This is a genomic window from Streptomyces sp. NPDC017676, assembly GCF_044329325.1.
Classification (GTDB): Bacteria; Actinomycetota; Actinomycetes; order Streptomycetales; family Streptomycetaceae; genus Streptomyces.
The window spans coordinates 53,715-74,848 of the sequence record NZ_JBIRJA010000016.1 but is presented as its reverse complement, the minus strand read 5'-3'; the positions used below and the strand labels follow the sequence as shown (position 1 = coordinate 74,848).

Sequence of the window (21,134 nt, the reverse complement as noted above, 5' to 3'; positions counted from 1 at the left end):
GCTCGCGCCGCCCTGCCGGGCCCCGCCCGCTCGCGCCGCCCTGCCGGGCCCCGCCCGCTCGCGCCGCCCTGCCGGGCCCCGCCCGCTCACGCCGCCCTGCCGGGCCCCGCCCGCTCACGCCACCCCGCCGGGCCCCGCCCGCTCACGCCACCCCGCCGGACCCGTCCGCTCGCGCCGCCCCGCCGGACCGCGCCCGCGCACGCCGCTTGGTGAGGCGCCCGCTCACGCCACCTCGCCGGGCCCGTCCGCTCATGCCGCCCTCCGGGCCCCGCCCGCTCGCGCCGTACCAGCAGAGGCATCTCCGTCCGCCCACCCTTGGCGATCGCGCTCACACGCACCCTGGCGGGCTTGCCATGCGAAACCGATCGGTTTACGGTGATGGAAACAGATCGGTTTCCGATTCTCTGGAGCTGGACATGACGTCGATCAAGAACTCTGTCGCGCTGGTCACCGGCGGCAGCCGCGGTCTGGGCAAGGCGCTGGTGGAGGAGCTGTACGCCCGGGGCGCCGCCAAGGTGTACGCCACGGCTCGTGACCCGCGCAGCGTCACGCACCCCGACGCCGTACCCCTCGCACTGGAAGTCACCGACCCCGCGTCCGTCGCGGCCGCGGCGGCGCAGGCCCAGGACGTCACCGTCCTGGTCAACAACGCCGGCATCTCGGTCGGCGCGCACTCGTTCCTGGACGCCGCGGTGGAGGACGTACGCCGGGAGTTCGAGACCAACTTCTACGGACCGCTGCTGGTCACCCGTGCCCTCGCGCCGGTCATCGAGCGCAACGGCGGCGGCCACCTCCTCAACGTCCACTCCGTCCTCTCCTGGATCGGTATCGCCGGCTCGTACAGCGCCACCAAGGCGGCCCTGTGGTCGCAGACCAACTCGCTCCGCCTGGAGCTGGCTCCCCGGGGCATCGGAGTCACCGGCCTGCACGTCGGCTACGTCGACACCGACATGGCGGCACACGTGGACGGGCCCAAGTCCGCCCCTCGGGACGTCGCGGCCCTCGCTCTCGACGGCGTGGAGGCCGGGGCGTACGAGGTGCTGGCGGACGACATCAGCCGGCAGGTCAAGGCGGGCCTCTCCGGAGACCTGGCCGCGATGTACCCGCAGCTGTCGGCCTAGCCGTACTGCCCCGAGCGGTCGGCCCCGCGCTGCCGTGGCGGCCTGTCCACGCCCCGAATCCCCTGGCCGAGGATCCGCTTTCCCATCAGCAACGGGGACTGCGCGACCTCGTCGCGCGCTCGCCTGACCGTCACCCTCGCTCCCGCGCCTGACCGTCACCCTCGCTCCCGGCCCCGGGCCGGCCCCGGGGCCCGGGTGATTGTCAGTGGGTGCCCTTACGGTGAGGAGCAGTTCAGGACCTGCCGGAACGGCCGCGGGTCCGTCTGGGGAGGGGTGTGCCATGTCCACGGCGTCCGCGGTCTCGACGACGTACCTGGAGCTGTCGCAGGAGGGCGACGGCGCCCACAAGTTCTACGAAGTCACCGTCGACGGACAGGTGGTGACGGTGCGGTACGGCAGGATCGGCGCGGCCGGACAGACGCAGACGACGACGTTCCCGACCGCGGAGAAGGCCCGGGCCGCCGCCGCGAGGAAGGTGGGGGAGAAGGTCCGCAAGGGATACGCCCCGGCGGTCCTGGGACAGCGGGCGCCCCGCGCGGTGACCCGCCGCCAGGTGAGCTCCGCGCCGTCCACCGCCCGTGCCGTGGCCCCGGTGCTCTGGCGCTTCCGCACCGGCTCCGCCGCGTTCGGCATCCACGTCGACGACGACCGCTGCTGGGTGGGCAACCAGGCCGGTGACGTCTACACCCTGGACCACCAGGGCGCCGTCCTGGCCCGGTTCAGCCTGCCCGACGGGGTGAAGTGCCTGGTCGCGGACGACTTCTGGATCTACGCCGGCTGCGACGACGGCAAGGTCTACGACCTGTCCTCCAAACTCCCCTTCGCCGCCTACGACATCGCCGCCGACGTCGACATCTTCTGGCTGGACATCCACGAGGGCGTCCTCGACGTCTCCGACCGGGACGGCCGGCTCACCGTCATCGACCACGAGGACGAACACCAGTGGTCCCGCCGCAGCCAGGGTGAGCACGCCTGGATGGTGCGCGCCGACGACCGGGCCGTCTACCACGGCCACCACCGGGGCGTCACCGCCTACGCCCCGGACGGCGGCGGCGAGCTGTGGCACACGCCCACGAAGGGCGGCGTGCTCTTCGGCTGGCAGGAACGGGACGCGGTGTACGCGGGCACCGCGCACCGCGTGGTCCAGCGGCTGTCGAAGGACACCGGCGCCATCGAGGCGACGTACGCGTGCGACAGCGCGGTGTACTCGTGCGCCACCTCGCCCGGCGGCCGGTTCGTGTTCGCCGGGGACGCGGCCTCGTCCGTCTACTGCTTCGACCGGGACGGCACCCGCCTGTGGAAGCTCGGCACGGGCAGCGGCTCGGCGCTGTCGATGCAGTACCGCGACGAACGGCTGTACCTGGTCACCACCGACGGTTCGCTGGTGTGCGTCGACGCGAGCGAGGCAGCCGTCTCGGCGGCCCAGCAGGGCACGGTGCCGGTGGTGCGGGACGTCAAACTAGCCGCCGCCACCCCGACGTACGCCCCGGCCACGGCGGTCGCCGCGGTGGCCACGGTGACCCAGGCACCCGCGGGCTCGGTGGTGGTCGAGTGCGTCCAGGACAGCGGCCGACTGCGGGTGCACGTCGTCTCCGACGGCTACGACTCCTCCTGGAACGTCCAGTTCCCGCGGGCGATACGCGAACCCGGCGCACGGTACGTCGTGGACGCCCTGCATCCGGCGGCGGGTGGCTTCTACCGTGTCCGCGGCGACATCCGCCGCCTGCTCTGACACCGGGTCACGCCAGCGCACCGAGGGGGAGGCAGGGCACCGGGCGCTCGTCGACGCCCCCGGGCTCACCCGGCGCCCCCGGCCTCCCCGGCGCCCCTGGTCGCGCCGGCTCACCCGGCGCCGCCGGCTCCACCCGGTACAGCCGTGCCCCCGGCCTCCGTGTCACCGCCTCCGTCAGGCGTCCGTCCGTGAACAGGGCTCCGACGCCGTCCTCCAGCGCCCAGCCGGCGGGCAGCGCACCCTCGGCGACGGCTTGCCGGTAGGCGGGGCGGCGGCCCGGTTCGCTGTCGTAGTGCGGACACACGGAACCCGGCAGCAGGCCCAGCCCGTCCCGCAGGGAGGCGAGCGGACCGAAGGAGTCGGTGTGCGAGGCGTCGGCCCAGCAGTTGGCGCCGGCGCTGATCCCGCAGAGCAGCGTCCCCCGGTCGCAGGCCTCCCGCAGCAGCCGGTCCACCCCGTGCACGCGCCAGACGGCCAGCATGTTCGCGGTGTTGCCGCCGCCGACGTAGACCACGTCCTGGGCGAGCAGGAAAGCGCGCAGCGCGTCGTCGTCCAGCTCGCGCCGGAACAGCGACAGCACGGCGGGCGCGCAGTCACGGGGGCGGAACGCGCTGAGGAACTGGTCGACGTAACCGGGCGCGTCGCCGCTCGCCGTGGGCACGAAGCACACCCGGGGGCGGGGGTTCCTCGCACGGGTGAGCAGCCAGTCGTCCAGCAGCCCGTCCTCCTCCATGGAGAAGCCCCCGCCCAGAAGCACGACACGACGACCGGGAACGAGCGTCACGGGACGACCCCCTTCGAAGGCTGGCGGAACGGGACGTGCCGAACGATGCCCGGGCGGGGGCCCCGGCGCAATCGAATACCGGGCGGGCCCGTGTCCGCCGGCGCCCGCGTCATGGGTGCACCGGTGCCGCCCTGCCGAGGATGTCCCGGGCCGTGGGGAGCGCCTGGACGCGGTCCTGAGGAACCACGCCGATGCGGGTGCGGCGGTCCAGGAGGTCGGACTCGTCCAGGGCGCCCTCGTGCCGTACCGCCCAGAGCAGTTCGGCGCGGGTGACGGGGTGGCCGGGGAGCACCGGCTCGGCCAGGGCGGGGTCCTGGGCGGCGAGGGCGTGGACCGCCACGGCCTCGGTGCCGTAGCGGCTCACCAGGCGGCGCGGTGCCGGCAGAGCGCGCAGGCGTTCGGGTGCGGCGGCGCCGGTCAGGGGCAGGGCCGCCGTGGGGGAGGGGGCGGCGCGCAGGCCCCGGGCCGCGGCCGCGGCGTCCACGGCGTCCTGCGCCATCCGCCGGTAGGTGGTGAGCTTGCCTCCGACGATCGTGGTGACGCCGTCGGGCGAGGTCAGCACCGCGTGCCGGCGGGAGATGTCGGACGTACGGGGCGCACCCTCGGGGTCCTCGTGGGCGGAGGTGTCCAGCAGCGGGCGCAGTCCGGCGAAGGCGCCGACGACCTCGTCCCGGGAGACGGGGGTGTCGAGGGCCGAGCCGAGCACGTCCAGGAGGAAGCCGATGTCGGTCTCGGGGACCTCCGGCACGTCCGGGATCCCGCCGTCGACCGGTTCGTCGGTGAGGCCGACGTAGACCCGGCCGTCCCCTTGGGGCAGGACCAGTACAAAGCGGTTGGTCTCCCCGGGGATCGGGATGTGCAGTCCGGCCGGCAGCGCGCCGAGCCGTTCCGAGCGCAGGACGAGGTGGGTGCCGCGGGAGGGCCGGATCCGGATGCCGTCGGTGAGGGAGCCCGCCCACACCCCGGTGGCGTTGATCACGGCGCGGGCCCTGATCTCGCCCTCCTCGCCGGTGAGTTCGTCGCGGATGCGGGCGCCCGACCCGGTCAGCCCCAGGGCCCGCACCCGGGTCAGCACCCGGGCGCCGTGGGCGGCGGCCGTCCGGGCCAGGGCGGTCACCAGACGGGCGTCGTCGGTCACCTTGCCGTCCCAGGACAGCAGCCCGCCGCGCAGCCCGGCCGCGCGGACGGAGGGGGCGAGGTGCCGGGCCTCCGTCGCCGAGAGCCGGCGGGGCGCGGGCAGCACCTGGCGCGGGGTCCGGGCGGCCAGCCGCAGCATGTCCCCGGCCCGGAGTCCGGCCCAGGCCAGCGAGGCCTGGGCCCGGGACACCAGCGGGGTCAGCGGCAGCACGAACGGCTGGGCCGTCACCAGGTGCGGGGCCGTACGGGTCATCAGCACCCCGCGCTCGACCGCGCTCTCGTGCGCGACGTCGAACTGCGCGGAGGCCAGGTAGCGCAACCCGCCGTGGATGAGCTTGGAACTCCAGCGGGAGGTGCCGAAGGCCAGGTCATGGGCGTCCACCGCCACGACGTCCAGCCCGCGGGCCGCCGCGTCCAGCGCGGCTCCGGCGCCCGTGGCGCCCAGCCCGACGACCAGGACGTCGGCGGTCCGGCCGTCCGCGGCCTCGGCCAGTTCCCGGCCGCGCCGGTGTGCGCTCAGGGACGAGCCGGGCGCGGCCTCGGTGTGGCTCATGGCGTCAGGGTCCTCTCCAGAAGGGTGCGCAGCTCGCCGAGGAGCGCCGCGGAGTCCAGCTCCGGATCGTCCTCGTCGGTCATCGTGCGCAGGGACAGGGCGAAGGACTGCACGGTCAACAGCAGCACGCGCGCCTGCCGTTCGGTGTGGCCGGGCCGTACGGACCCGTCCGCGTGGCCCTCGCGCAGCGCGTCGGTCAGCAGCGCCAGCAGCGCCTCCTGGCTCGCGCCGCGCCGGTCGAGCACATAGGGCAGGAGCAGTTCGGGATCGACGTCGACGATCTTGCGGAACAGGGGGTGCGCGCGGAACGCCTCGACCCCGGCGACCAGTCCGTCCACGATCCGGGTGCGCGTGGCCGTGCCGGTCGCGGGCTCCGGTATGGCCCGGGTGGCCACGTCGATCCACTCCCGGGTCATCAGATCGCCCACCAGGCTGCGCAGGTCAGGCCAGCGCCGGTACAGCGTCATCCGGGAGACGCCGGCGCGGCGGGCCACGTCGGCGAGCGTGGTGCGCCGTACGCCGACGGCCAGCACACAGTCGCGTACCGCGTCGAGCACGTGATCGTTGTCCGAGCCGCTGCCCGAACCGTTGTGACGAATGGGCGTCATGTGTCACAGTGTAACGCCCCGGGGCCCGGGCGGAAGCGGCCAGGCCCCGCAGGCGGCGCCGAGCCGCGCGGACCGAGCGCCCCGACCAGCACACCCACCTGTGAGGACGACCGTTCAATGGACATGCTGTGGAACGGCTGGGGCGACCCGGCCAAGGCGGCGCCGCTGCCCGACTCGGTGACCGGGCTGCTGCGCGACCTGCTCGGCGTCAAGCCGCGCAGCACGCCCGCGCTCGCCCTGGGGGACATCCGCCTGCCCGCCCCCACCGCGGGCCCCGCAGCCCTGAAGGCGCTCGCCGCGGCCGTCGGCGGAGAGGAGCACGTCCGCACGGACTCGGAGTGCCGCGTCCGGCACACCCGCGGCAAGTCCACCCCGGACCTGCTGCGCATCCGCGCGGGCGACCTCGCCGACGTCCCGCAGGCCGTCGTCCTGCCCGCCGGCCACGACCAGGTGCTCGCGGTCCTGCGCGCCTGCGCCGCGCACGGCCTGGCCGTCGTACCCTTCGGCGGCGGCACCTCGGTGGTGGGCGGTCTCGCCCCGCAGCGCAGCGCGTTCGTCGCCCTGGACCTGCGCCGCATGAACGGCCTGCTCGACCTGGACCCCGTCTCGCGCACCGCCGTCCTCCAGCCCGGCCTGCGCGCACCCGAGGCCGAGGCCCTGCTCGCCGGGCACGGCTTCACCCTCGGCCACTTCCCGCAGTCCTTCGAATGGGCCACCATCGGCGGTTTCGCGGCGGCCCGCTCCAGCGGACAGGCGTCCGCCGGATACGGCCGCTTCGACGAGATGGTGCTCGGCCTCACCCTGGCCACCCCCGAGGGCACCATCGAGACCGGCCGCGCCCCCCGCTCCGCCGCCGGCCCCGACCTGCGTCAGCTCATCCTCGGCTCCGAGGGCGCCTTCGGCGTCATCACCTCCGTCACCGTAAGGATCCGCCCCCTGCCCGAGACGCGGGTGTACGAGGGCTGGCGGTTCGGCTCCTTCGAGGAGGGCACCACCGCACTGCGCCGGCTGGCCCAGGACGGACCCCGGCCGACCGTGCTGCGCCTGTCCGACGAGACCGAGACGCTCGTCGGCCTCGCCCAGCCCGAGGCGATCGGCGCCGACCTGGCGCGGGGCGACGCCGGGTGCCTGGCGATCACGGGATACGAGGGGACGGCCGAGGACACCGCGCACCGCCGCGAACGGGCGGCGGCCGTCCTGACGGACTGCGGCGGCACCCCGGCCGGCGCCGGACCCGGCGAACGCTGGGCGCACGGCCGCTACTCCGCGCCCTATCTGCGCGACGCCCTGCTCGACGTCGGCGCCTTCGCCGAGACGCTGGAGACCGCGGCCTTCTGGTCCCGCGTCCCCGGCCTCCACACGGCCGTCCGTACGGCGCTCACCGACACCCTCACCCGGGCCGGCACCCCGCCCCTGGTGATGTGTCACATCTCCCACGTCTACGAGAACGGCGCCTCGCTGTACTTCACCGTCGTCAGCGCCCAGGGCGAGGACCCGGTGGCCCACTGGGCGCCCGCCAAGCACGCGGCCAACGAGGCCGTGCTCGCCGCCGGCGGCACCATCTCCCACCACCACGGGGTCGGCACCGACCACCGCGACTGGTACGTCCGCGAGGCCGGCCCGCTCGGCGTCTCGGCCCTGCGCGCCGTCAAACGCCGCCTGGACCCCGAGGGGCTCCTCAACCCCGGCGTCCTGCTGCCCACCGACTGACCCACCCGATCCGACCGCCTGCTCCGGAGGCCCACCGATGCGCCAGTTCACCGCCGTCGTCAACCCCACCGCGGGCGGCTCCACCGGGGCGGCGCCCCTGCTCCGGCTGGCCCGGCTGCTCCGCGAGGCCGGGGCGGAACTGGAGACGGAGTACAGCCACAGCCTCGCCCACGCCCAGGACATCGCCCGCGCGGCCGGTGAGCGCGGCCGGATCGTCCTGGCCGTGGGCGGTGACGGCATGGCGGGCGGCATCGGCGGCGCGCTCAGCGGCACCGGTTCCGTCCTGGGTCTCGTACCGGCCGGACGCGGGAACGACTTCGCCCGCGCGCTCGACCTGCCCGCCGACCCGGCCGCGCTCGCCGGCATCCTGCTGCACTCCGAGCCCCGGCCCGTCGACACGATCGAGGTGGAGTCCGCCGTCCATCCGCGCACGGTGGTGCTGGGCAGCGTGTACGCCGGCGTCGACGCGGAGGCCAACCGGCACGCCAACAACGCCCGGCTGCTGCGCGGCGCAGCCTCCTACTACGCGGGCGGCCTGCGCGCCGTCACCACATGGCGACCGGCCGAGTACCGCCTCACCGTCGACGGTGAGGAACACACCCACCGCGGCTACACCGTCGTCGCGGCCAACTCCCCCTACTACGGCTCCGGCCGGCTCATCGCGCCCGGTGCGCGCGTCGACGACGGCCTGCTGGACGTCGTGCTGATCCGCGAGGCCCCGCGCCGGCTGTTCTTCGCCCTGATGAACGAGCTCAGGTCGGGCGCCCACGTCCACCGCCCGCAGGTGCGCGTCCTGCGGGGCAGGGAACTGCGCATCGAGGCCACCCGGCCCGTCCCCTACGGGGCCGACGGCGAGGTGGAGGCCACCCTGCCGGTCACGCTGCGGGTACGGCCCGGGGACCTGCCGGTGCTGTACTGACGCCCACGATGCATCAGCCGCGCACCCCTGGGTAGGCAAGGAGTGCCTGGGGAGGGGAGCCGTATGTCGCTGGAGCAGGCCGAGGGTGTGGTGCGGGCGGTCGTCGTGTACGACGGGCGGCTGCTGCTGGTGCCGGACGCGGACGGCTGGACACTGCCCTCGGGCAGCCCGGAACCGGCCGAGACCGCGCAGGCCACGGCGGCGCGGATCGTCTACGAGCTCACCGGTTACCTGGTCGACGGCACCGAGCCGCTGGAGCCCCGGGATACGGCGGGGGAGACGGCCGTGGTCTGCCAGTTGCTGAGCGAGTCACCGTCGGACGGGGGCCGCTTCTCGTCGGAGCAGGTGCGCTGGGCTCCGATGGAGGAGACCGCCGGCACACCGTTGCCGGAGAGCGTGCGCACGTACCTGCGGGGGCACACACCCGTGTGAGCCCCCGCGATCACTCAGGGTGTCGCGGGCCCGTCACGCGGTGTGCCCCCGGCTCCGGGTACGTACGGGCAAGCCGATTTCCCTCCGTTCCTTTGCGGTTGCGGGGCCATCCCCGGAGGGGTTCAGTGAGTAGGGGCCATTTGGGCCCTTTTTCCGGTTGCTGCTTCCCTTCCGTACCAGGAGCTGCCATGTCGATGTCGTTCGGTGCGCCGTTCGGTTCGTCGGATGCGTTCAATGAGTTGCTGAATCGTTTCTTCGGAATGTCGCCGACGACATCGCCGCCCGCGGTCCAGCGCGTACCCATCGGACGGCTGCTGACCGAATCGTCGCAGCAACTGCTGAACCTGGCCGCGCAGCGGGCCGCCGACGACGGCACCTCCGACCTGGACACCGAACACCTGCTCTGGGCGGCCACCCAGGTCGACCCCGCGCGCCGGCTGCTCTCCCAGGTGGGCGTGGACCCCGACGCGGTCGCCGCCGAGCTGGCCAAGGTCCTGCCGCGCGAGTCCGCCGAACCCTCCGCGCAGCCGGGCCTCACCCCGGCGGCCAAACGCACCCTCGGCGCCGCCTACGCCCGGTCCCAGGCGGCCGGCGTCTCCTACATCGGTCCCGAGCACATCCTCGGCGCCCTGCTCGGCGACAGCGACACGGGCGCGGCCCGGATGCTGCGCGCCGAGGGCCTGGACACCCGGCGTGTCGCGGGCCTGACCGAGCAGCCGGCGGCACGCGCCGAGGCAGCCCCCGCCGAACGGAAGAAGCCGGCCACGACCCTGGACGAGTACGGCCGCGACCTGACGGAGGAGGCCAAGGCCGGCAAGCTCGACCCGGTGGTCGGGCGGGCCGGGGAGATCGAGCAGACCGTCGAGATCCTCTCCCGGCGCTCCAAGAACAACCCGGTGCTCATCGGCGAACCCGGAGTCGGCAAGACCGCCATCGTGGAGGGCCTCGCCCAGCGCATCGTGGCGGGCGAGGTCCCCGACGTCCTGAAGGACAAGCGCGTCGTCTCGCTGGACCTGTCGGGCATGGTGGCGGGCGCGCAGTACCGGGGGCAGTTCGAGGAACGGCTCAAGAAGGTCATCGAGGACGTCCAGGCGGCGAGCGGCGACATCATCCTCTTCATCGACGAACTGCACACGGTCGTCGGCGCCGGTGCCACCGGCGAGGGCTCCATGGACGCGGGCAACATGCTCAAGCCCGCTCTCGCGCGCGGTGAACTCCATGTCGTGGGCGCCACGACCATCGACGAGTACCGCAAGTACGTCGAGAAGGACGCCGCCCTGGAGCGCCGGTTCCAGCCGGTGATGGTGCCCGAGCCCACGGTCGAGGAGACGGTGCAGATCCTCGAAGGACTCCGCGACTCCTACGAGGCCCACCACCAGGTCCGCTTCGACGACGAAGCCCTGGCTGCCGCCGCCGAACTGTCCGACCGGTACATCAGCGACCGCTTCCTGCCGGACAAGGCGATCGACGTGATGGACCAGGCCGGTGCCCGGGTGCGGTTGCGCAGTGCCGGACGCTCCACCGAGATCGTCAGCCGCGAGGACCGCATCGCCAAGCTGCGCCGTGAACTCGAACAGGCCATATCCGCCGAGGACTTCGAGAGGGCCTCCGAGCTCAAGCGGGACATCGCCGAGGCGGAGGGGGAACTCGCCGGCATCGAGGAGCGCCGCGAGGGCGTCGTCTCCGTCACGGCCTCCGACATCGCCGACGTCGTCTCCCGCCGCACCGGCATCCCGGTCTCGCAGCTCACCGCCAGCGAGAAGGAGAAGCTGCTCCGGCTTGAGGAGGAGATGCACGCGCGGATCGTCGGCCAGGACGAGGCGGTCACCGCGGTCTCCCAGGCCGTACGCCGCAACCGCGCCGGCATGGGCGACCCCCGCCGCCCCGTCGGCTCGTTCCTCTTCCTCGGCCCGACCGGTGTCGGCAAGACCGAACTCGCCAAGACCCTCGCCGCCCTGCTGTTCGGCGAGGAGGACCGGATGATCCGGTTCGACATGAGCGAGTTCCAGGAGAAGCACACCGTCGCCCGGCTGGTCGGCGCGCCTCCCGGATACGTCGGCTACGAGGAAGCGGGCCAGCTCACCGAGAAGGTCCGCCGACAGCCCTACAGCGTGGTGCTCTTCGACGAGGTGGAGAAGGCCCACCCCGACGTCTTCAACACCCTGTTGCAGATCCTGGACGACGGACGGCTGACCGACGCGCAGGGCCGCACCGTCGACTTCCGGCACTGCGTCGTCATCATGACGTCCAACATCGGCGCGCGCCGCATCCTGGACCACAAGGGCGATGTCTCCGGCCTCAAGGACGAGTTGATGGAGGAGCTGCGCACCCGGTTCCTGCCGGAGTTCCTCAACCGGATCGACGACATCATCGTCTTCCACGCCCTGACCGAGGACGACCTCGGGCAGATCGTGGACCACCTGCTGGAGCAGAGCAGGCGCAAGGTCCAGGCGCAGGGGCTGCGCCTGGAGGTCACGGAGGCGGCCAAGAAACTCCTCATCGCCCACGGCCACCAGCCGGAGTTCGGCGCGCGTCCGCTGCGCCGCACGATCCAGGCGGAACTCGACAACCGCATCGCCACCCTGCTGCTCAGTGGCGAGGCCGATCCCGGCGACACGATCGTCGCCGAGGTCCGCGACGACTCGCTGCACTGCACGGTACGCAGGAGCGAACCCGGCGAACCGCCGGCGTCCGGGGAAAGCTGAGAGGAGGAGTCCGCGGCGCGGCTCCTCAGCGCCGCGGAGTCGGCGGTGCGGCCCCTCAGCCCCGCAGGGCGTCCCGCACGCTGGGGTAGCAGGCCAGGAGGGGGGTGAGGCCGACGATCTCCAGGGTGCGCAGGACGGGCCGCCGTACGCCTGCCAGCCGCAGCCAGCCCCCCGGAGCGTGGGTCTGATGGGCGGCGATGAGGACGTTGATGCCGCTGGAGTCCATGAACGGCACGCCGCTGAGGTCCGCGACGGTGCGCGCGCCGTCGGGGTCCGCGGGGGCGAGGGCCCGGCGGAGGGCGCCGGAGGTGTGGTGGTCGACCTCGCCGGTCACCGTGACGACGGTGACACCGTCCACGTCGGCGCGGGTGACCGACAGCGGCTCCGGCCCCGCCTGCTCGTTCGTGCCTGCCGTGTCTGCCACGCGTCCCTCGTCCACGTTCACCCGATCCTTGCCCAGAGCTTCCGTCTCCGTCAGGCTGCCCAGGATCGCCCGGAGGATGCAGACCGACCGCCGAGCGCTCCGGCGCACGCCTGGTGACCGCCGGCCGGAACGGGATCGACGCACCCGGCCGTCTTGTCCCGCACCGCCCGGCGCACTTCAATGCTCTCCACCCCCGCAGGAGAACACCTGTCCCGCATCACCCAGTGAAGGGGTTCTTCTTGAGAGCCGTACGCGTGACAACCGTCACCGCCGCCGCCTGCGCCACCGTGCTCGCCGCAGCGCTGCCCTCCTGCGCGATCAACTCGTACAACGCCACGCCCGCGCCCGAGCGCACCGAGGTCGGGGCACTCGTGGCCACCTGGGACGACGACGGCGACCCGGCCACTGCGGACCGCGTCGACTGGGTGTGCTCCGGCACGATGGTCGACGCCGACACCTTCCTGACCGCCGCCCACTGCACCAGCGACTGGCCGGCCGGGGTCCGCTTCTCCGTCTCGCTGGACCAGGACGTCCAGGCCGGACTCGACGCCGCCGCGAAGAAGTACCCGGGAGACCCGGCGGCCCAGGCGAACGCCGTCGCCGTCCAGGGCACCGCGCACACCCACCCGGACTACCCGGGCCCCGCCTCCGACCCGCACGACATCGCGGTCGTCGAACTGCCCGCCGCGAAGGTCGCAGCCCGCTGGTCCTTCACGCCGGCCGCCCTGCCGACCGCGAACCAGCTCGGCGCCCTCGGCCCGCGGGAGCTGAACCACACCGACTGGTTCGTCGCCGGTTACGGCACGCAGGAGGCCGCCAACGGACCGGGTGGCCAGAACCACCCCGGCGGTGGCGTCCGGATGAAGGCCCCGGTCACGTTCAACGCCCTGAACGACTCCTGGGCCCGGCTGGGCATGACGGCACCGCAGGGCAACGGCGGAGCCTGCTACGGCGACTCCGGCGGGCCCGACTTCGCCGTCATCGGAGGGAGGAACGTCCTCGCCGCCACGACCATCACCGGCGACACGCCCTGCTACGCCACGAACGTCGCCCACCGCCTGGACACGCCCGGAGCCCGCGCCTTCCTGGCACCGTTCGTGAAGCTGCCGTAGGCCGGCCGGCACCGTTCGTGAAGCTGCCGTAGGCCCAGGGGCCGGTGCCCGCCCGCGCGCGAGGACCGCCGGACCGTGCGCCGCGCGGCCGGGAGGGCGTGGCGCCGGTGGCGGACATACGCTGATGTGGCGAGGGGTGTCGCGGGGGCCGGCCGGGCCCTGAGCCTTTGCCGATGCGACGGCCCGGGCCGGCCGACGCGAAGGAGGTACCGGGATGGACCAGGAGAGGATCAACGAGTTCCTGGACCGCTTCGTCACCGACCTCGCGTCGACCGAGGCCGCCGGCACCATCGCCCTGGGTCACCGGCTCGGCCTGTACCGGGCACTCGCCGAGGGCCCGGCGACGCCCGAGGAGTTCGCCGCACGCACGCACTGCCATCCGCGCTACCTCACCGAGTGGCTGCGCGCGCAGGCCGCCGGGGGATACGCCGAGTACGACGCGGCGACCGGACGGTTCTCACTCACCGAGGAGCAGGCGTTCTGCCTGGCCGACCCGAACGGTCCCCACGTCGCGGCTGCCTTCCGCTTCGTTCTGGGGATGCTGCGCGCCGAGCCCCGCATCGCCGAGGCGTTCCGCACCGGCGAGGGCGTTGCCTGGCACGAGCACGACGCAGAGGTGTTCGTCGGGGTCGATGCCTTCTTCCGCCCCAACTACGAGGCCGAGCTGGTCCCGAACTGGATCCCGGCGCTGGACGGCGTGGAGGCGAAGCTGAGCGCCGGGGCGCGGGTCGCCGACGTGGGGTGCGGTCTCGGCTCGTCGTCGATCCTGCTGGCCCAGGCGTATCCGCGGACGGAGGTCGTCGGTTCCGACTACCACGGCGAGTCGATCGCGCTGGCGCGCGCGAGGGCTGCCGAGGCCGGGGTCGCCGGGCGCGTCACCTTCCAGGTGGCCACCGCGCAGACCTTCGAGGGAGCCGACTACGACCTGGTGGCCATGTTCGACTGCCTGCACGACATGGGCGACCCGCTGGGGGCCGCCCGACGGGTGCGCGAGGCGCTCGCCGCGGACGGCACGTGGCTTCTCGTGGAACCTCTCGCGTCCGACCGGACCGAGGAGAACTTCCATCCGGTGGGCCGGCTGTACTACAGCGGCTCCACGTTCCTGTGCGTGCCCAACGCCCTGTCCCAGCAGGGCGGTTACGCCCTGGGCGCGCAGGCCGGCGAGGCGCCGGTCCGCGACATGGCCACCGAGGCGGGCTTCACCCGCTTCCGCCGGGCCGCGCAGACTCCCTTCAACGCGGTCTATGAGATCCGGCCGTAGGCCGCGTAGGCCGCGTAGGCCGTGGGGCGCCGGGGGCCTGGCGGGCCCCGGCCGCCGCGAGAACGCGCCCCGACGGCCGGACCGGGTACCTACACTGGGTCGGCGGGTGAGCGTCGACCGTGACGAGGGCGGGGCGGGGGCGACTGTGACGGAGAAGGCCGGGGGCTTCGAGGACCCGCCCGCCGAGGCGCTCGCCGCGGCCGCCGCCGCGTTCGGGCTGCTCGCCGCCCCGGCCCGGCTGCGTCTGATGTGGGTCCTGTCGCAGGGCGAGAGCGATGTCACGCACCTCGCCGACCGCGTGGGCGGTGCGCTGCCCGCCGTCAGTCAGCACCTGGCGAAACTGAAGCTCGCCGGACTGGTCCGCTCCCGCCGTGACGGCCGGCGGCAGATCTACCGCATCGACGACCCGGACGTCATGGCCCTGATCCATGCCGTGGTCGGCAGGCTGACCGCGCGCTCGTGCCCCTCCTCTCTCCCGGCTCAGGATTCACGCCGGACGCTTACCAAGGGCACGTAGACTCCGGCTGCCGTGCCGCCGCGGACGCGGACGGCCCCGCCATGAGATGCCTCGCCTGTGCATCGGCTGTGGATCAGCGCTGTTCCGGCAACGTGTTTGCTAGATTGCGCAATCACGCAACCGACATGCCGCAGGCCCGACCGTTCAGGGGAGTGGGAGATGAGCGACCCGTGGGACGGGCCTGCCGGCCAGGGCACGCGCAGCCGTGGCGCGCGGGTGCCCCGGCAGCGCGGGGCCGAGCCGGACGACGCGCGTCCGCCGGGCGGACGGGCCGCGGCCCGGGCGGCCTCGCGGGCGCGCGGCGGCAGGCGGTCCCGCCGGGCCCGGCCGGTGCGGCGCGGCAGGCGGCTGCTGAAGATCCTCGGGATCAGCCTGTCCGTCCTGATCGTGGTCACCGCCGGCGCGGGCTGGTGGTTCTACGAGCACCTGAACGGCAACATCCACAGCGTCTCCCTGGACGGCAAGGGCGGTACGGAGAAGGCCGACGCCTTCGGCCGTACCCCCATCAACATCCTGGTCATGGGCTCCGACGGCCGGACCAGCGCGACGGACTGCAAGCTCGGCGGCGGCTGCTCGAAGACCGGGGTGCAGACCGGCAGCAACGCCGACGTGGAGATGGTGCTGCACATATCCGCCGACCGCTCGAACGCCACCGTGATGAGCATCCCCCGCGACACCATGACCCAGGTCCCGGCGTGCAAGGACAGTGAGTCGGGGCAGTCCACGAACGGCTACTACGGCCAGATCAACAGCGCGCTGCAGTACGGGCCGGCCTGCCAGGTGGCCACCGTCCACCAGCTCACCGGCATACCCATCGACCACTTCGTCAAGCTCGACTTCTCCGGCGTCGTGAAGATGTCCGACGCGGTCGGCGGCGTCTCCGTGTGCGTCAGCGACGACGTCTACGACACCTACTCCCACCTGAAGCTGTCCAAGGGCACCCACACCCTCAAGGGCGTCGCCGCCCTGGAGTTCGTCCGCTCCCGGCACGGCTTCGGCGACGGCAGCGACCTCGGCCGTACGGTCTCGCAGCACATCTTCCTCAGCGCGATGATCCGCAAGTTCAAGAGCGCGGGCACGCTCACCGACCCCACCGCGGTCTACCACCTCGCCGACGCCGCCACCAGGGCGCTCACCGTGGACGACGGCCTCGGCACCGTGAAGAAGCTGATCTCGCTCGCCGACGACGTGAACAAGGTGCCCACCAAGCGGATCACCTTCGCCACCATGCAGACGGCCGCCGATCCGGGCGACAGCGACCGGGTGGTGGTGGGTCCGGGGGCGAAGAGCCTGTTCGCCACCATCGCGAACGACCAGGCCCTGACCACCGGCTCCGGCAAGAAGTCCGCGGCGGCCTCCGCGACCGCCAAGGCGAAGCCCGGGGCCACCCCTTCCGCCGTGCCCGCGGCCGGGATCGCGGTGACGGTGGAGAACGGCACCGGCATCACCGGCCGCGCCTCCGCCCTCGCGACCGCCCTCACCGGCCAGGGCTTCAGCTCTGCCACCACCACGGCCAACGCCCCCAGCCCCGCCGACAGCACCTCCCTCACCTACGGCACCGGCGACAAGGCCGCGGCGCAGACGGTCGCCAAGGCGCTCGGCCTGCCCGCGTCCCACCTGAGGCAGGGCACCGGCAGCGGCCTGACCCTGGTGATCGGCAGCGACTGGCCCAGCGGCACCAGCTACCCGGGTGGCTCGTCCTCGCCCGCACCCGCCGACACCAAGGCCGCCGTCGGAGGCGCCCACGCCTCCACCGCGGACCAGGCCAAGACCTGCGCCAAAGTGAGTCCCTACAAGACGGTCACGTACGACGGCGTCCCCATGACACCGTCCCAGGCCTACGCCGCGGCGCGGAACAAACCCGACTCCGACGCCTGAGCGGGTACCGGGGCCCGTCGGCTCAGAGCTTGCGCCAGCGCGCGTTGCACCAGGAGAAGACACCGAACGCGGCCAGGCCGAGTGCGACCAGGGCGAGCAGCCAGGGCCCGGCCGGCAGGTCCCGGAACGCGCGCAGGGTGTCGTCCATGCCCTTGGCCTTCCCCGGCTGGTGCTGGACGGCCGCGACGAGCGCGAACACACCGGCCGCCGCGAAGACGACGCCACGGGCCGTGCCGCCCGTCACCCCGAGGCCCTCCACGACCGGCCGGACCCGGGCCGACATGGCACCGGTCCGCAGCTTGTCGCGGAACTTGCGCCGCACGGCCCGCACCGCGATCCACCCTCCGGCGATCACCACGGCGGCCCCCGCGGCCCCGAGGAGCCACTGGCCGCCGGGCCAGTCCAGCACCCGTGCGGTGACGTCGTCGGTGTGCCGGTCGGAGGAACCGCTGCCGCTGCCCCGGTCCCCGGCCGCGTAGGAGAGCACCGAGTAGGACACGAAGCAGTAGAAGACGAAACGGAACAGGGCCGCCGCGCGCCGGGAGAGCTTGGACCCGTCGGGGCCGTAGCCGCCGAACACCGCCTCCGTCAGCCGCCACAGCGCCATCCCGGCGAGGGCGACGCCCACGATCCACAGCATCGCCGAACCGAACGGCTTTCCGGCCAGCTCACCGAGGGCACCGCCCCGGTCGGCCTGCTGCCCGCCGCTGTCACCGCCGAAGGCGATCTGCACCGCGATGACGCCCACCAGTACGTAGATCAGCCCACGCGCCGCGAAGCCCGCCCGGGCCGCCGCGTCCACGGCCGGGCTGTCCGCCACCCGCCGCGCCCGGGACCGTCCCAGCGGTGTCCATGTCCGTGCATCCATACACCGCCGGATGCCCCCGGGCACGGGTCCGACACCTGCCCGCGGCCAGGGTCACCGGGACCAGGACGGGCAGGACGGGGACGGAGGGTTCTGCTCAGCGCGCCCCCGCGTCCGCTTCCACGCCCCGCGACGGGCCTCCGCCGACCAGCAGTACCGCGCAGGCCCCTGCCGTCAGCAGTCCACCGGCTAGGAAGGCCCCCCGCGCACCGGCGAGCGGCAGGATCAGACCTCCGAGCGCGGCGCCCGCCGCGATACCGGCGTTGTAGGCACCCGAGTTCGCCGCCAGGGCGAGGTCGGTGCGGCCCGGCGCCCAGTGCAGCATCGCGTTCTGGGCGGTCATGAACACCGGTCCGAGCGCACCGCCCATCAGCACCAGGCACACCACCGCCATGACCTGACGGCCGCCCGCCGCGTACAGACCGAGCATGCCGAGCGCCTGGGTGGCCACGGCCGTGGGCAGCGCGGCGTGCGGGAAGCGGTCCAGCACCGCCGCGGTGACGCTCACCCCGGCCAGACACGCGGTACCGAAGGCAGCGAGCAGCACGCTGACCGTGCCGGGGGCGAAGGCGCCCACGCCGCTCAGGAACGCCACCAGGTAGGTGTATCCCGCGAACGCCCCGGTGGCGGAGAGGAATCCCGCCGCCAGTACGGTCCCGAACCGGCGGACGTCGGGGCTGCTGCCGTAGGCGGCGGGCTCGTCGTCCGGACGTGAGGTCGGCAGCAGCACGGCCACCGTCACCAGGCAGAGCAGTCCCGGAACGGCCAGGGAGGCGACCGGCACCGGCCAGCCGTGCTGCCGGCCCAGCCAGGTCCCCGCGGGGACGCCGAGCACCAGGGCGAGCGAACCGGCGACGGACAGCGCCCCCACCACACGCCCGCGCACCCCGGGGGCGAACAGGCCCACCGCGACCGGTCCCATCACCGCCCAGAACAGCGCCTGGGCGAGTGCGGTCAGCAGCCGTGCCCCGAGGAGCAGCCCGTACGAGCCGGCCCCGGCCCCGACCAGACTGGACACGACCAGTGCGGCCAGGAGCCCCGCGAGCACATGGCGCCGGGGCACCGCCCGCAGGGCGTGGGCGAGCGGCAGAGAGGCGACGGCCACCGTCACGCCGTAGCCGGTGACCAGCAGCCCGACCGCCGACAGCGACACCCCGAGGCTGTCGGACATGAGGTCCAGGAGGCCGATGGGCAGGCTCTCCGCGGTGTTGAAGGTGAACGCGGCCAGCATGAGGGCCGCGAGCACCGCCGGGCCGTGCCATGCGGCCGGTCGTGCCGAGAGCCCGCGGTCGCGTCCCGGCCCGGCCCGTCGATCTGGTTCCGTGACACCGCCCATGCGATCAGCTCACCGGCCGCGCCGGTGCCACCGCAACCGAATTCCCGGCTCGCTGCCACGGCCGGAGCGTCCTGTGTCAGCCGCATGTGCCAGGTCCGCGCGAACGCCCCTCGGCCACCCGTGCGTTCAGATGGCGTGCGGTAGGGTACGAGCTGTTCGGTTTGGTTTCGGCTCGGGGGAGGGTCCATGGCTCAGCAGGAGCGAGCTGTACGGACCCGACGTGCTGTTCTGGAAGCGGCCGCCGCCGTCTTCGCGGAACGCGGATACGCGGCCGCCACCATCGCCGAGATCCTGAACCGGGCCGGTGTCACCAAGGGCGCCCTCTACTTCCACTTCGACTCCAAGGCGGCCCTCGCCCGGGGCGTGCTCCAGGAGCAGCTGCGGACCGAGTACCACCTGCCCCGGGAACTGAAGTTGCAGGAGTGGGTGGACGCGGGCATGACCCTCGCCAAGCGGCTGCCGCAGGAGCCCGTGCTGCTCGCCGGCGTCCGGCTCTCGGCCGACCTCCAGGGCCGCGACGTCCTCGGCAGCGCCTGGCCCGCCTGGGCCCGGATGACCTCGTGCGTCCTGACGGAGGCGAAGGAACGCGGCGAGGTGCTGCCGCACGTGGACCCCGAGGAGACCGCCCAGGTCTTCCTCGGCGCCTGGATCGGCGTGCAGTTCGTCTCCCAGGCCGTGGCCGGCTGGGCCGACCTGGACGACCGTATGTCGGCGCTGTACGGGCACATCCTGCCCGCCATCGCGGCCCCGGCCGTCCTCGTCCGGCTGGACACCGCCCCGGACCGGGGTGCGCGCGTGATCGCCGAGGTCCAGCAGACGTCGCAGGCACTCGCCGGCGTCTCCGCCTGACACCGGCCGCCGCGGACTCCCGCTCGCGGCCGTCTCCCGGGCGGCGCGGGAGAGGCACACAGCGGTGCGTATCAAACCGTCGGGACGGTTTACGACAGACCTCGCCCGAGCCCCGCGGTCAGGACCCGGCGCCCGGTCACGCCCGGTCGGCCGCGGGCACGAGGCCGGGGGCGAACCGGAACGACACCGCCTCCATCAGCGGCTTGCGCTTGGTGTTGTGGAAGGCGGCGATCCGCCACGTGCCGTCCGCCTCCCGCACCAGCGTGTACGTCTGCACCTTGCCGAGCCGGCGGGGCCGCCTGCCCTTGTAGGTGTCGCCGCGCCCGCTGACGACCGCCGTGTCCGGGCCGAGGAAGCGGATGCCGACGACCTCGTCCGCGAGCCGGGTGTCCCTGAGGAACGTCGTGAACAGCACGCGGTGGCTCTCGGTGATGTCCCGGCGCCCCTGGTAGAGCGTGCCGACGTAGGTGGCGTAGGTGGCGTCCTCGGTGAACAGGTGGCCGTAGGCGTCGGCGTCGTGCTCGTTCCAGGCGTCGACCAGCGCGTCCAGGACGGCGGTGACGGCGGCGGTGTCGTGCGATGCGGGCATGACGGAGGTCTCCCCTCGTGGTTAGACTGGTGCAGCATCTTACTGGGAACAGTATCTGCATACGTGCAGAGATTTGGGAAGGGGGCCGCCGTGCCGAATCCCGGAAGCGGCAAGGACGAGGAACACGTGATCTTCCGTCAGTACCTGGACGCCGTGGGTCTCCAGGGCCTGGCCAGCGCCGAGGCCGCGGGTCTGCACACCTCCGAGTGGTACGCGCTCAGCCTGCTCACCCGGGAGGGCGGCCTGACCTCGGGCGAACTCGCCACCCGCACCGGGCTCACCACCGGGGCCACCACCCGGCTGATCGACCGCCTGGAGCGCGCCGGATACGCGCGCCGGACGCCCGACCCCACCGACCGCCGGCGCGTGCACGTCGAACCCGTCCCGGACGCGCTCGACCGCGTGGCGGAGGTCGTGGGCCCGGCCCGCCGCCGTCTCGCCGAGGTCCTGGCCCACTACACACCCGACCAACGCGCCCTGATCTTCGACTACTTCGCCCGCGCGACCCCCGCGTTCCGCGCCGCGACCGAGGAGATCCGGGCGGCGGCCCCGCCCAGGCGGCCCAGGAAGTCCGGCTGACCCGAGCGGACCGGCACCCGGGG

19 protein-coding genes are annotated in these 21,134 nt (G+C 73.6%); 12 read left to right on the top strand and 7 right to left on the bottom strand.

The window, feature by feature from the left end; all coding sequences use genetic code 11:
* The first annotated feature begins 416 nt into the window (after positions 1 to 416).
* Together ACH4LD_RS30835 and ACH4LD_RS30830 are read left to right on the top strand one after the other, a co-directional pair.
* The gene (locus ACH4LD_RS30835) at positions 417 to 1,121 is read left to right on the top strand and encodes an SDR family oxidoreductase (protein ID WP_132785846.1); all 705 of its coding nucleotides are present in this window, start codon (positions 417 to 419) and stop codon (positions 1,119 to 1,121) included.
* Between the two features lie 280 nt (positions 1,122 to 1,401).
* Positions 1,402 to 2,853 (top strand): WGR domain-containing protein, encoded by a 1,452-nt coding sequence (locus ACH4LD_RS30830; RefSeq protein WP_398057504.1) that lies wholly within the window; start codon positions 1,402 to 1,404, stop codon positions 2,851 to 2,853.
* Positions 2,854 to 2,860: 7 nt separating this feature from the next.
* Here the strand turns inward: ACH4LD_RS30830 and ACH4LD_RS30825 are convergent, their stop codons facing one another.
* The 3 genes from ACH4LD_RS30825 to ACH4LD_RS30815 form a co-directional block, all read right to left on the bottom strand.
* On the bottom strand, positions 2,861 to 3,637 hold the full coding sequence (locus ACH4LD_RS30825) for a Type 1 glutamine amidotransferase-like domain-containing protein (protein ID WP_398057505.1): 777 nt from the start codon (positions 3,635 to 3,637) through the stop codon (positions 2,861 to 2,863).
* A 109-nt stretch (positions 3,638 to 3,746) separates the two neighbouring features.
* Positions 3,747 to 5,327 (bottom strand): glycerol-3-phosphate dehydrogenase/oxidase, encoded by a 1,581-nt coding sequence (locus tag ACH4LD_RS30820; protein WP_398057506.1) that lies wholly within the window; start codon positions 5,325 to 5,327, stop codon positions 3,747 to 3,749.
* Complete coding sequence (locus ACH4LD_RS30815) at positions 5,324 to 5,935, bottom strand: TetR/AcrR family transcriptional regulator (protein ID WP_398057507.1); 612 nt, start codon at positions 5,933 to 5,935, stop codon at positions 5,324 to 5,326. The genes ACH4LD_RS30820 and ACH4LD_RS30815 overlap by 4 nt, the downstream gene beginning before the upstream one ends.
* Before the next feature lie 117 nt (positions 5,936 to 6,052).
* Here ACH4LD_RS30815 and ACH4LD_RS30810 point away from each other — a divergent pair, with 117 nt between their 5' ends.
* From ACH4LD_RS30810 to ACH4LD_RS30795, 4 genes are all read left to right on the top strand, one after another.
* Complete coding sequence (locus ACH4LD_RS30810) at positions 6,053 to 7,645, top strand: FAD-binding oxidoreductase (RefSeq protein WP_398057508.1); 1,593 nt, start codon at positions 6,053 to 6,055, stop codon at positions 7,643 to 7,645.
* Between the two features lie 37 nt (positions 7,646 to 7,682).
* Complete coding sequence (locus ACH4LD_RS30805) at positions 7,683 to 8,564, top strand: YegS/Rv2252/BmrU family lipid kinase (protein ID WP_398057509.1); 882 nt, start codon at positions 7,683 to 7,685, stop codon at positions 8,562 to 8,564.
* A gap of 63 nt (positions 8,565 to 8,627) precedes the next feature.
* Positions 8,628 to 8,996 carry an NUDIX domain-containing protein gene (locus ACH4LD_RS30800; RefSeq protein WP_132785852.1) on the top strand — a complete coding sequence of 123 codons (369 nt, stop codon included), beginning with the start codon at positions 8,628 to 8,630 and terminating at the stop codon, positions 8,994 to 8,996.
* Positions 8,997 to 9,184: 188 nt separating this feature from the next.
* A complete protein-coding gene (locus tag ACH4LD_RS30795) occupies positions 9,185 to 11,701 on the top strand; it encodes an ATP-dependent Clp protease ATP-binding subunit (RefSeq protein ID WP_398057510.1) in 2,517 nt (838 codons plus the stop codon).
* A 55-nt stretch (positions 11,702 to 11,756) separates the two neighbouring features.
* On the opposite strand, the gene ACH4LD_RS30790 is transcribed toward ACH4LD_RS30795, so the two are convergent.
* Positions 11,757 to 12,161 carry an STAS domain-containing protein gene (locus ACH4LD_RS30790; protein WP_398057569.1) on the bottom strand — a complete coding sequence of 135 codons (405 nt, stop codon included), beginning with the start codon at positions 12,159 to 12,161 and terminating at the stop codon, positions 11,757 to 11,759.
* Between the two features lie 218 nt (positions 12,162 to 12,379).
* Between ACH4LD_RS30790 and ACH4LD_RS30785 the strand changes: the two genes are divergently transcribed.
* The 4 genes from ACH4LD_RS30785 (at position 12,380) to ACH4LD_RS30770 (ending at position 16,893) form a co-directional block, all read left to right on the top strand.
* A complete protein-coding gene (locus ACH4LD_RS30785) occupies positions 12,380 to 13,237 on the top strand; it encodes a trypsin-like serine protease (RefSeq protein ID WP_398057511.1) in 858 nt (285 codons plus the stop codon).
* A 214-nt stretch (positions 13,238 to 13,451) separates the two neighbouring features.
* Positions 13,452 to 14,498 carry a class I SAM-dependent methyltransferase gene (locus tag ACH4LD_RS30780; protein ID WP_398057512.1) on the top strand — a complete coding sequence of 349 codons (1,047 nt, stop codon included), beginning with the start codon at positions 13,452 to 13,454 and terminating at the stop codon, positions 14,496 to 14,498.
* A gap of 145 nt (positions 14,499 to 14,643) precedes the next feature.
* Complete coding sequence (locus tag ACH4LD_RS30775; protein ID WP_398057570.1) at positions 14,644 to 15,015, top strand: ArsR/SmtB family transcription factor; 372 nt, start codon at positions 14,644 to 14,646, stop codon at positions 15,013 to 15,015.
* Between the two features lie 159 nt (positions 15,016 to 15,174).
* Positions 15,175 to 16,893: an LCP family protein gene (locus tag ACH4LD_RS30770; RefSeq protein ID WP_398057514.1), complete on the top strand. Its 1,719-nt coding sequence runs from the start codon at positions 15,175 to 15,177 to the stop codon at positions 16,891 to 16,893.
* 22 nt (positions 16,894 to 16,915) lie between these two features.
* Here ACH4LD_RS30770 and ACH4LD_RS30765 read toward each other — a convergent pair whose 3' ends face one another.
* Complete coding sequence (locus tag ACH4LD_RS30765; RefSeq protein WP_398057515.1) at positions 16,916 to 17,761, bottom strand: DUF1206 domain-containing protein; 846 nt, start codon at positions 17,759 to 17,761, stop codon at positions 16,916 to 16,918.
* Positions 17,762 to 17,855: 94 nt separating this feature from the next.
* Positions 17,856 to 18,989: an MFS transporter gene (locus tag ACH4LD_RS30760; protein ID WP_398057572.1), complete on the bottom strand. Its 1,134-nt coding sequence runs from the start codon at positions 18,987 to 18,989 to the stop codon at positions 17,856 to 17,858.
* A 291-nt stretch (positions 18,990 to 19,280) separates the two neighbouring features.
* Between ACH4LD_RS30760 and ACH4LD_RS30755 the strand changes: the two genes are divergently transcribed.
* The gene (locus tag ACH4LD_RS30755; RefSeq protein ID WP_398057516.1) at positions 19,281 to 19,943 is read left to right on the top strand and encodes a ScbR family autoregulator-binding transcription factor; all 663 of its coding nucleotides are present in this window, start codon (positions 19,281 to 19,283) and stop codon (positions 19,941 to 19,943) included.
* 136 nt (positions 19,944 to 20,079) lie between these two features.
* Here ACH4LD_RS30755 and ACH4LD_RS30750 read toward each other — a convergent pair whose 3' ends face one another.
* Positions 20,080 to 20,532, bottom strand: coding sequence for an SgcJ/EcaC family oxidoreductase (locus tag ACH4LD_RS30750; protein WP_398057517.1), 453 nt, complete (start codon positions 20,530 to 20,532; stop codon positions 20,080 to 20,082).
* 90 nt (positions 20,533 to 20,622) lie between these two features.
* Here ACH4LD_RS30750 and ACH4LD_RS30745 point away from each other — a divergent pair, with 90 nt between their 5' ends.
* A complete protein-coding gene (locus ACH4LD_RS30745; RefSeq protein ID WP_398057518.1) occupies positions 20,623 to 21,111 on the top strand; it encodes a MarR family winged helix-turn-helix transcriptional regulator in 489 nt (162 codons plus the stop codon).
* The last annotated feature ends 23 nt before the right edge of the window (positions 21,112 to 21,134 follow it).

What these genes read in the sequence shown, in the direction of transcription:
- ACH4LD_RS30750 (WP_398057517.1), bottom strand. Translation starts at nt 20,532, where the DNA reads ATGCCCGCATCGCACGACACCGCCGCCGTCACCGCCGTCCTGGACGCG.
- ACH4LD_RS30835 (WP_132785846.1), top strand. Translation starts at nt 417, where the DNA reads ATGACGTCGATCAAGAACTCTGTCGCGCTGGTCACCGGCGGCAGCCGC.
- ACH4LD_RS30755 (WP_398057516.1), top strand. Translation starts at nt 19,281, where the DNA reads ATGGCTCAGCAGGAGCGAGCTGTACGGACCCGACGTGCTGTTCTGGAA.
- ACH4LD_RS30760 (WP_398057572.1), bottom strand. Translation starts at nt 18,989, where the DNA reads ATGCTGGCCGCGTTCACCTTCAACACCGCGGAGAGCCTGCCCATCGGC.
- ACH4LD_RS30805 (WP_398057509.1), top strand. Translation starts at nt 7,683, where the DNA reads ATGCGCCAGTTCACCGCCGTCGTCAACCCCACCGCGGGCGGCTCCACC.
- ACH4LD_RS30800 (WP_132785852.1), top strand. Translation starts at nt 8,628, where the DNA reads ATGTCGCTGGAGCAGGCCGAGGGTGTGGTGCGGGCGGTCGTCGTGTAC.
- ACH4LD_RS30820 (WP_398057506.1), bottom strand. Translation starts at nt 5,327, where the DNA reads ATGAGCCACACCGAGGCCGCGCCCGGCTCGTCCCTGAGCGCACACCGG.
- ACH4LD_RS30810 (WP_398057508.1), top strand. Translation starts at nt 6,053, where the DNA reads ATGGACATGCTGTGGAACGGCTGGGGCGACCCGGCCAAGGCGGCGCCG.
- ACH4LD_RS30830 (WP_398057504.1), top strand. Translation starts at nt 1,402, where the DNA reads ATGTCCACGGCGTCCGCGGTCTCGACGACGTACCTGGAGCTGTCGCAG.
- ACH4LD_RS30770 (WP_398057514.1), top strand. Translation starts at nt 15,175, where the DNA reads ATGAGCGACCCGTGGGACGGGCCTGCCGGCCAGGGCACGCGCAGCCGT.
- ACH4LD_RS30780 (WP_398057512.1), top strand. Translation starts at nt 13,452, where the DNA reads ATGGACCAGGAGAGGATCAACGAGTTCCTGGACCGCTTCGTCACCGAC.
- ACH4LD_RS30795 (WP_398057510.1), top strand. Translation starts at nt 9,185, where the DNA reads ATGTCGATGTCGTTCGGTGCGCCGTTCGGTTCGTCGGATGCGTTCAAT.
- ACH4LD_RS30815 (WP_398057507.1), bottom strand. Translation starts at nt 5,935, where the DNA reads ATGACGCCCATTCGTCACAACGGTTCGGGCAGCGGCTCGGACAACGAT.
- ACH4LD_RS30765 (WP_398057515.1), bottom strand. Translation starts at nt 17,761, where the DNA reads ATGGATGCACGGACATGGACACCGCTGGGACGGTCCCGGGCGCGGCGG.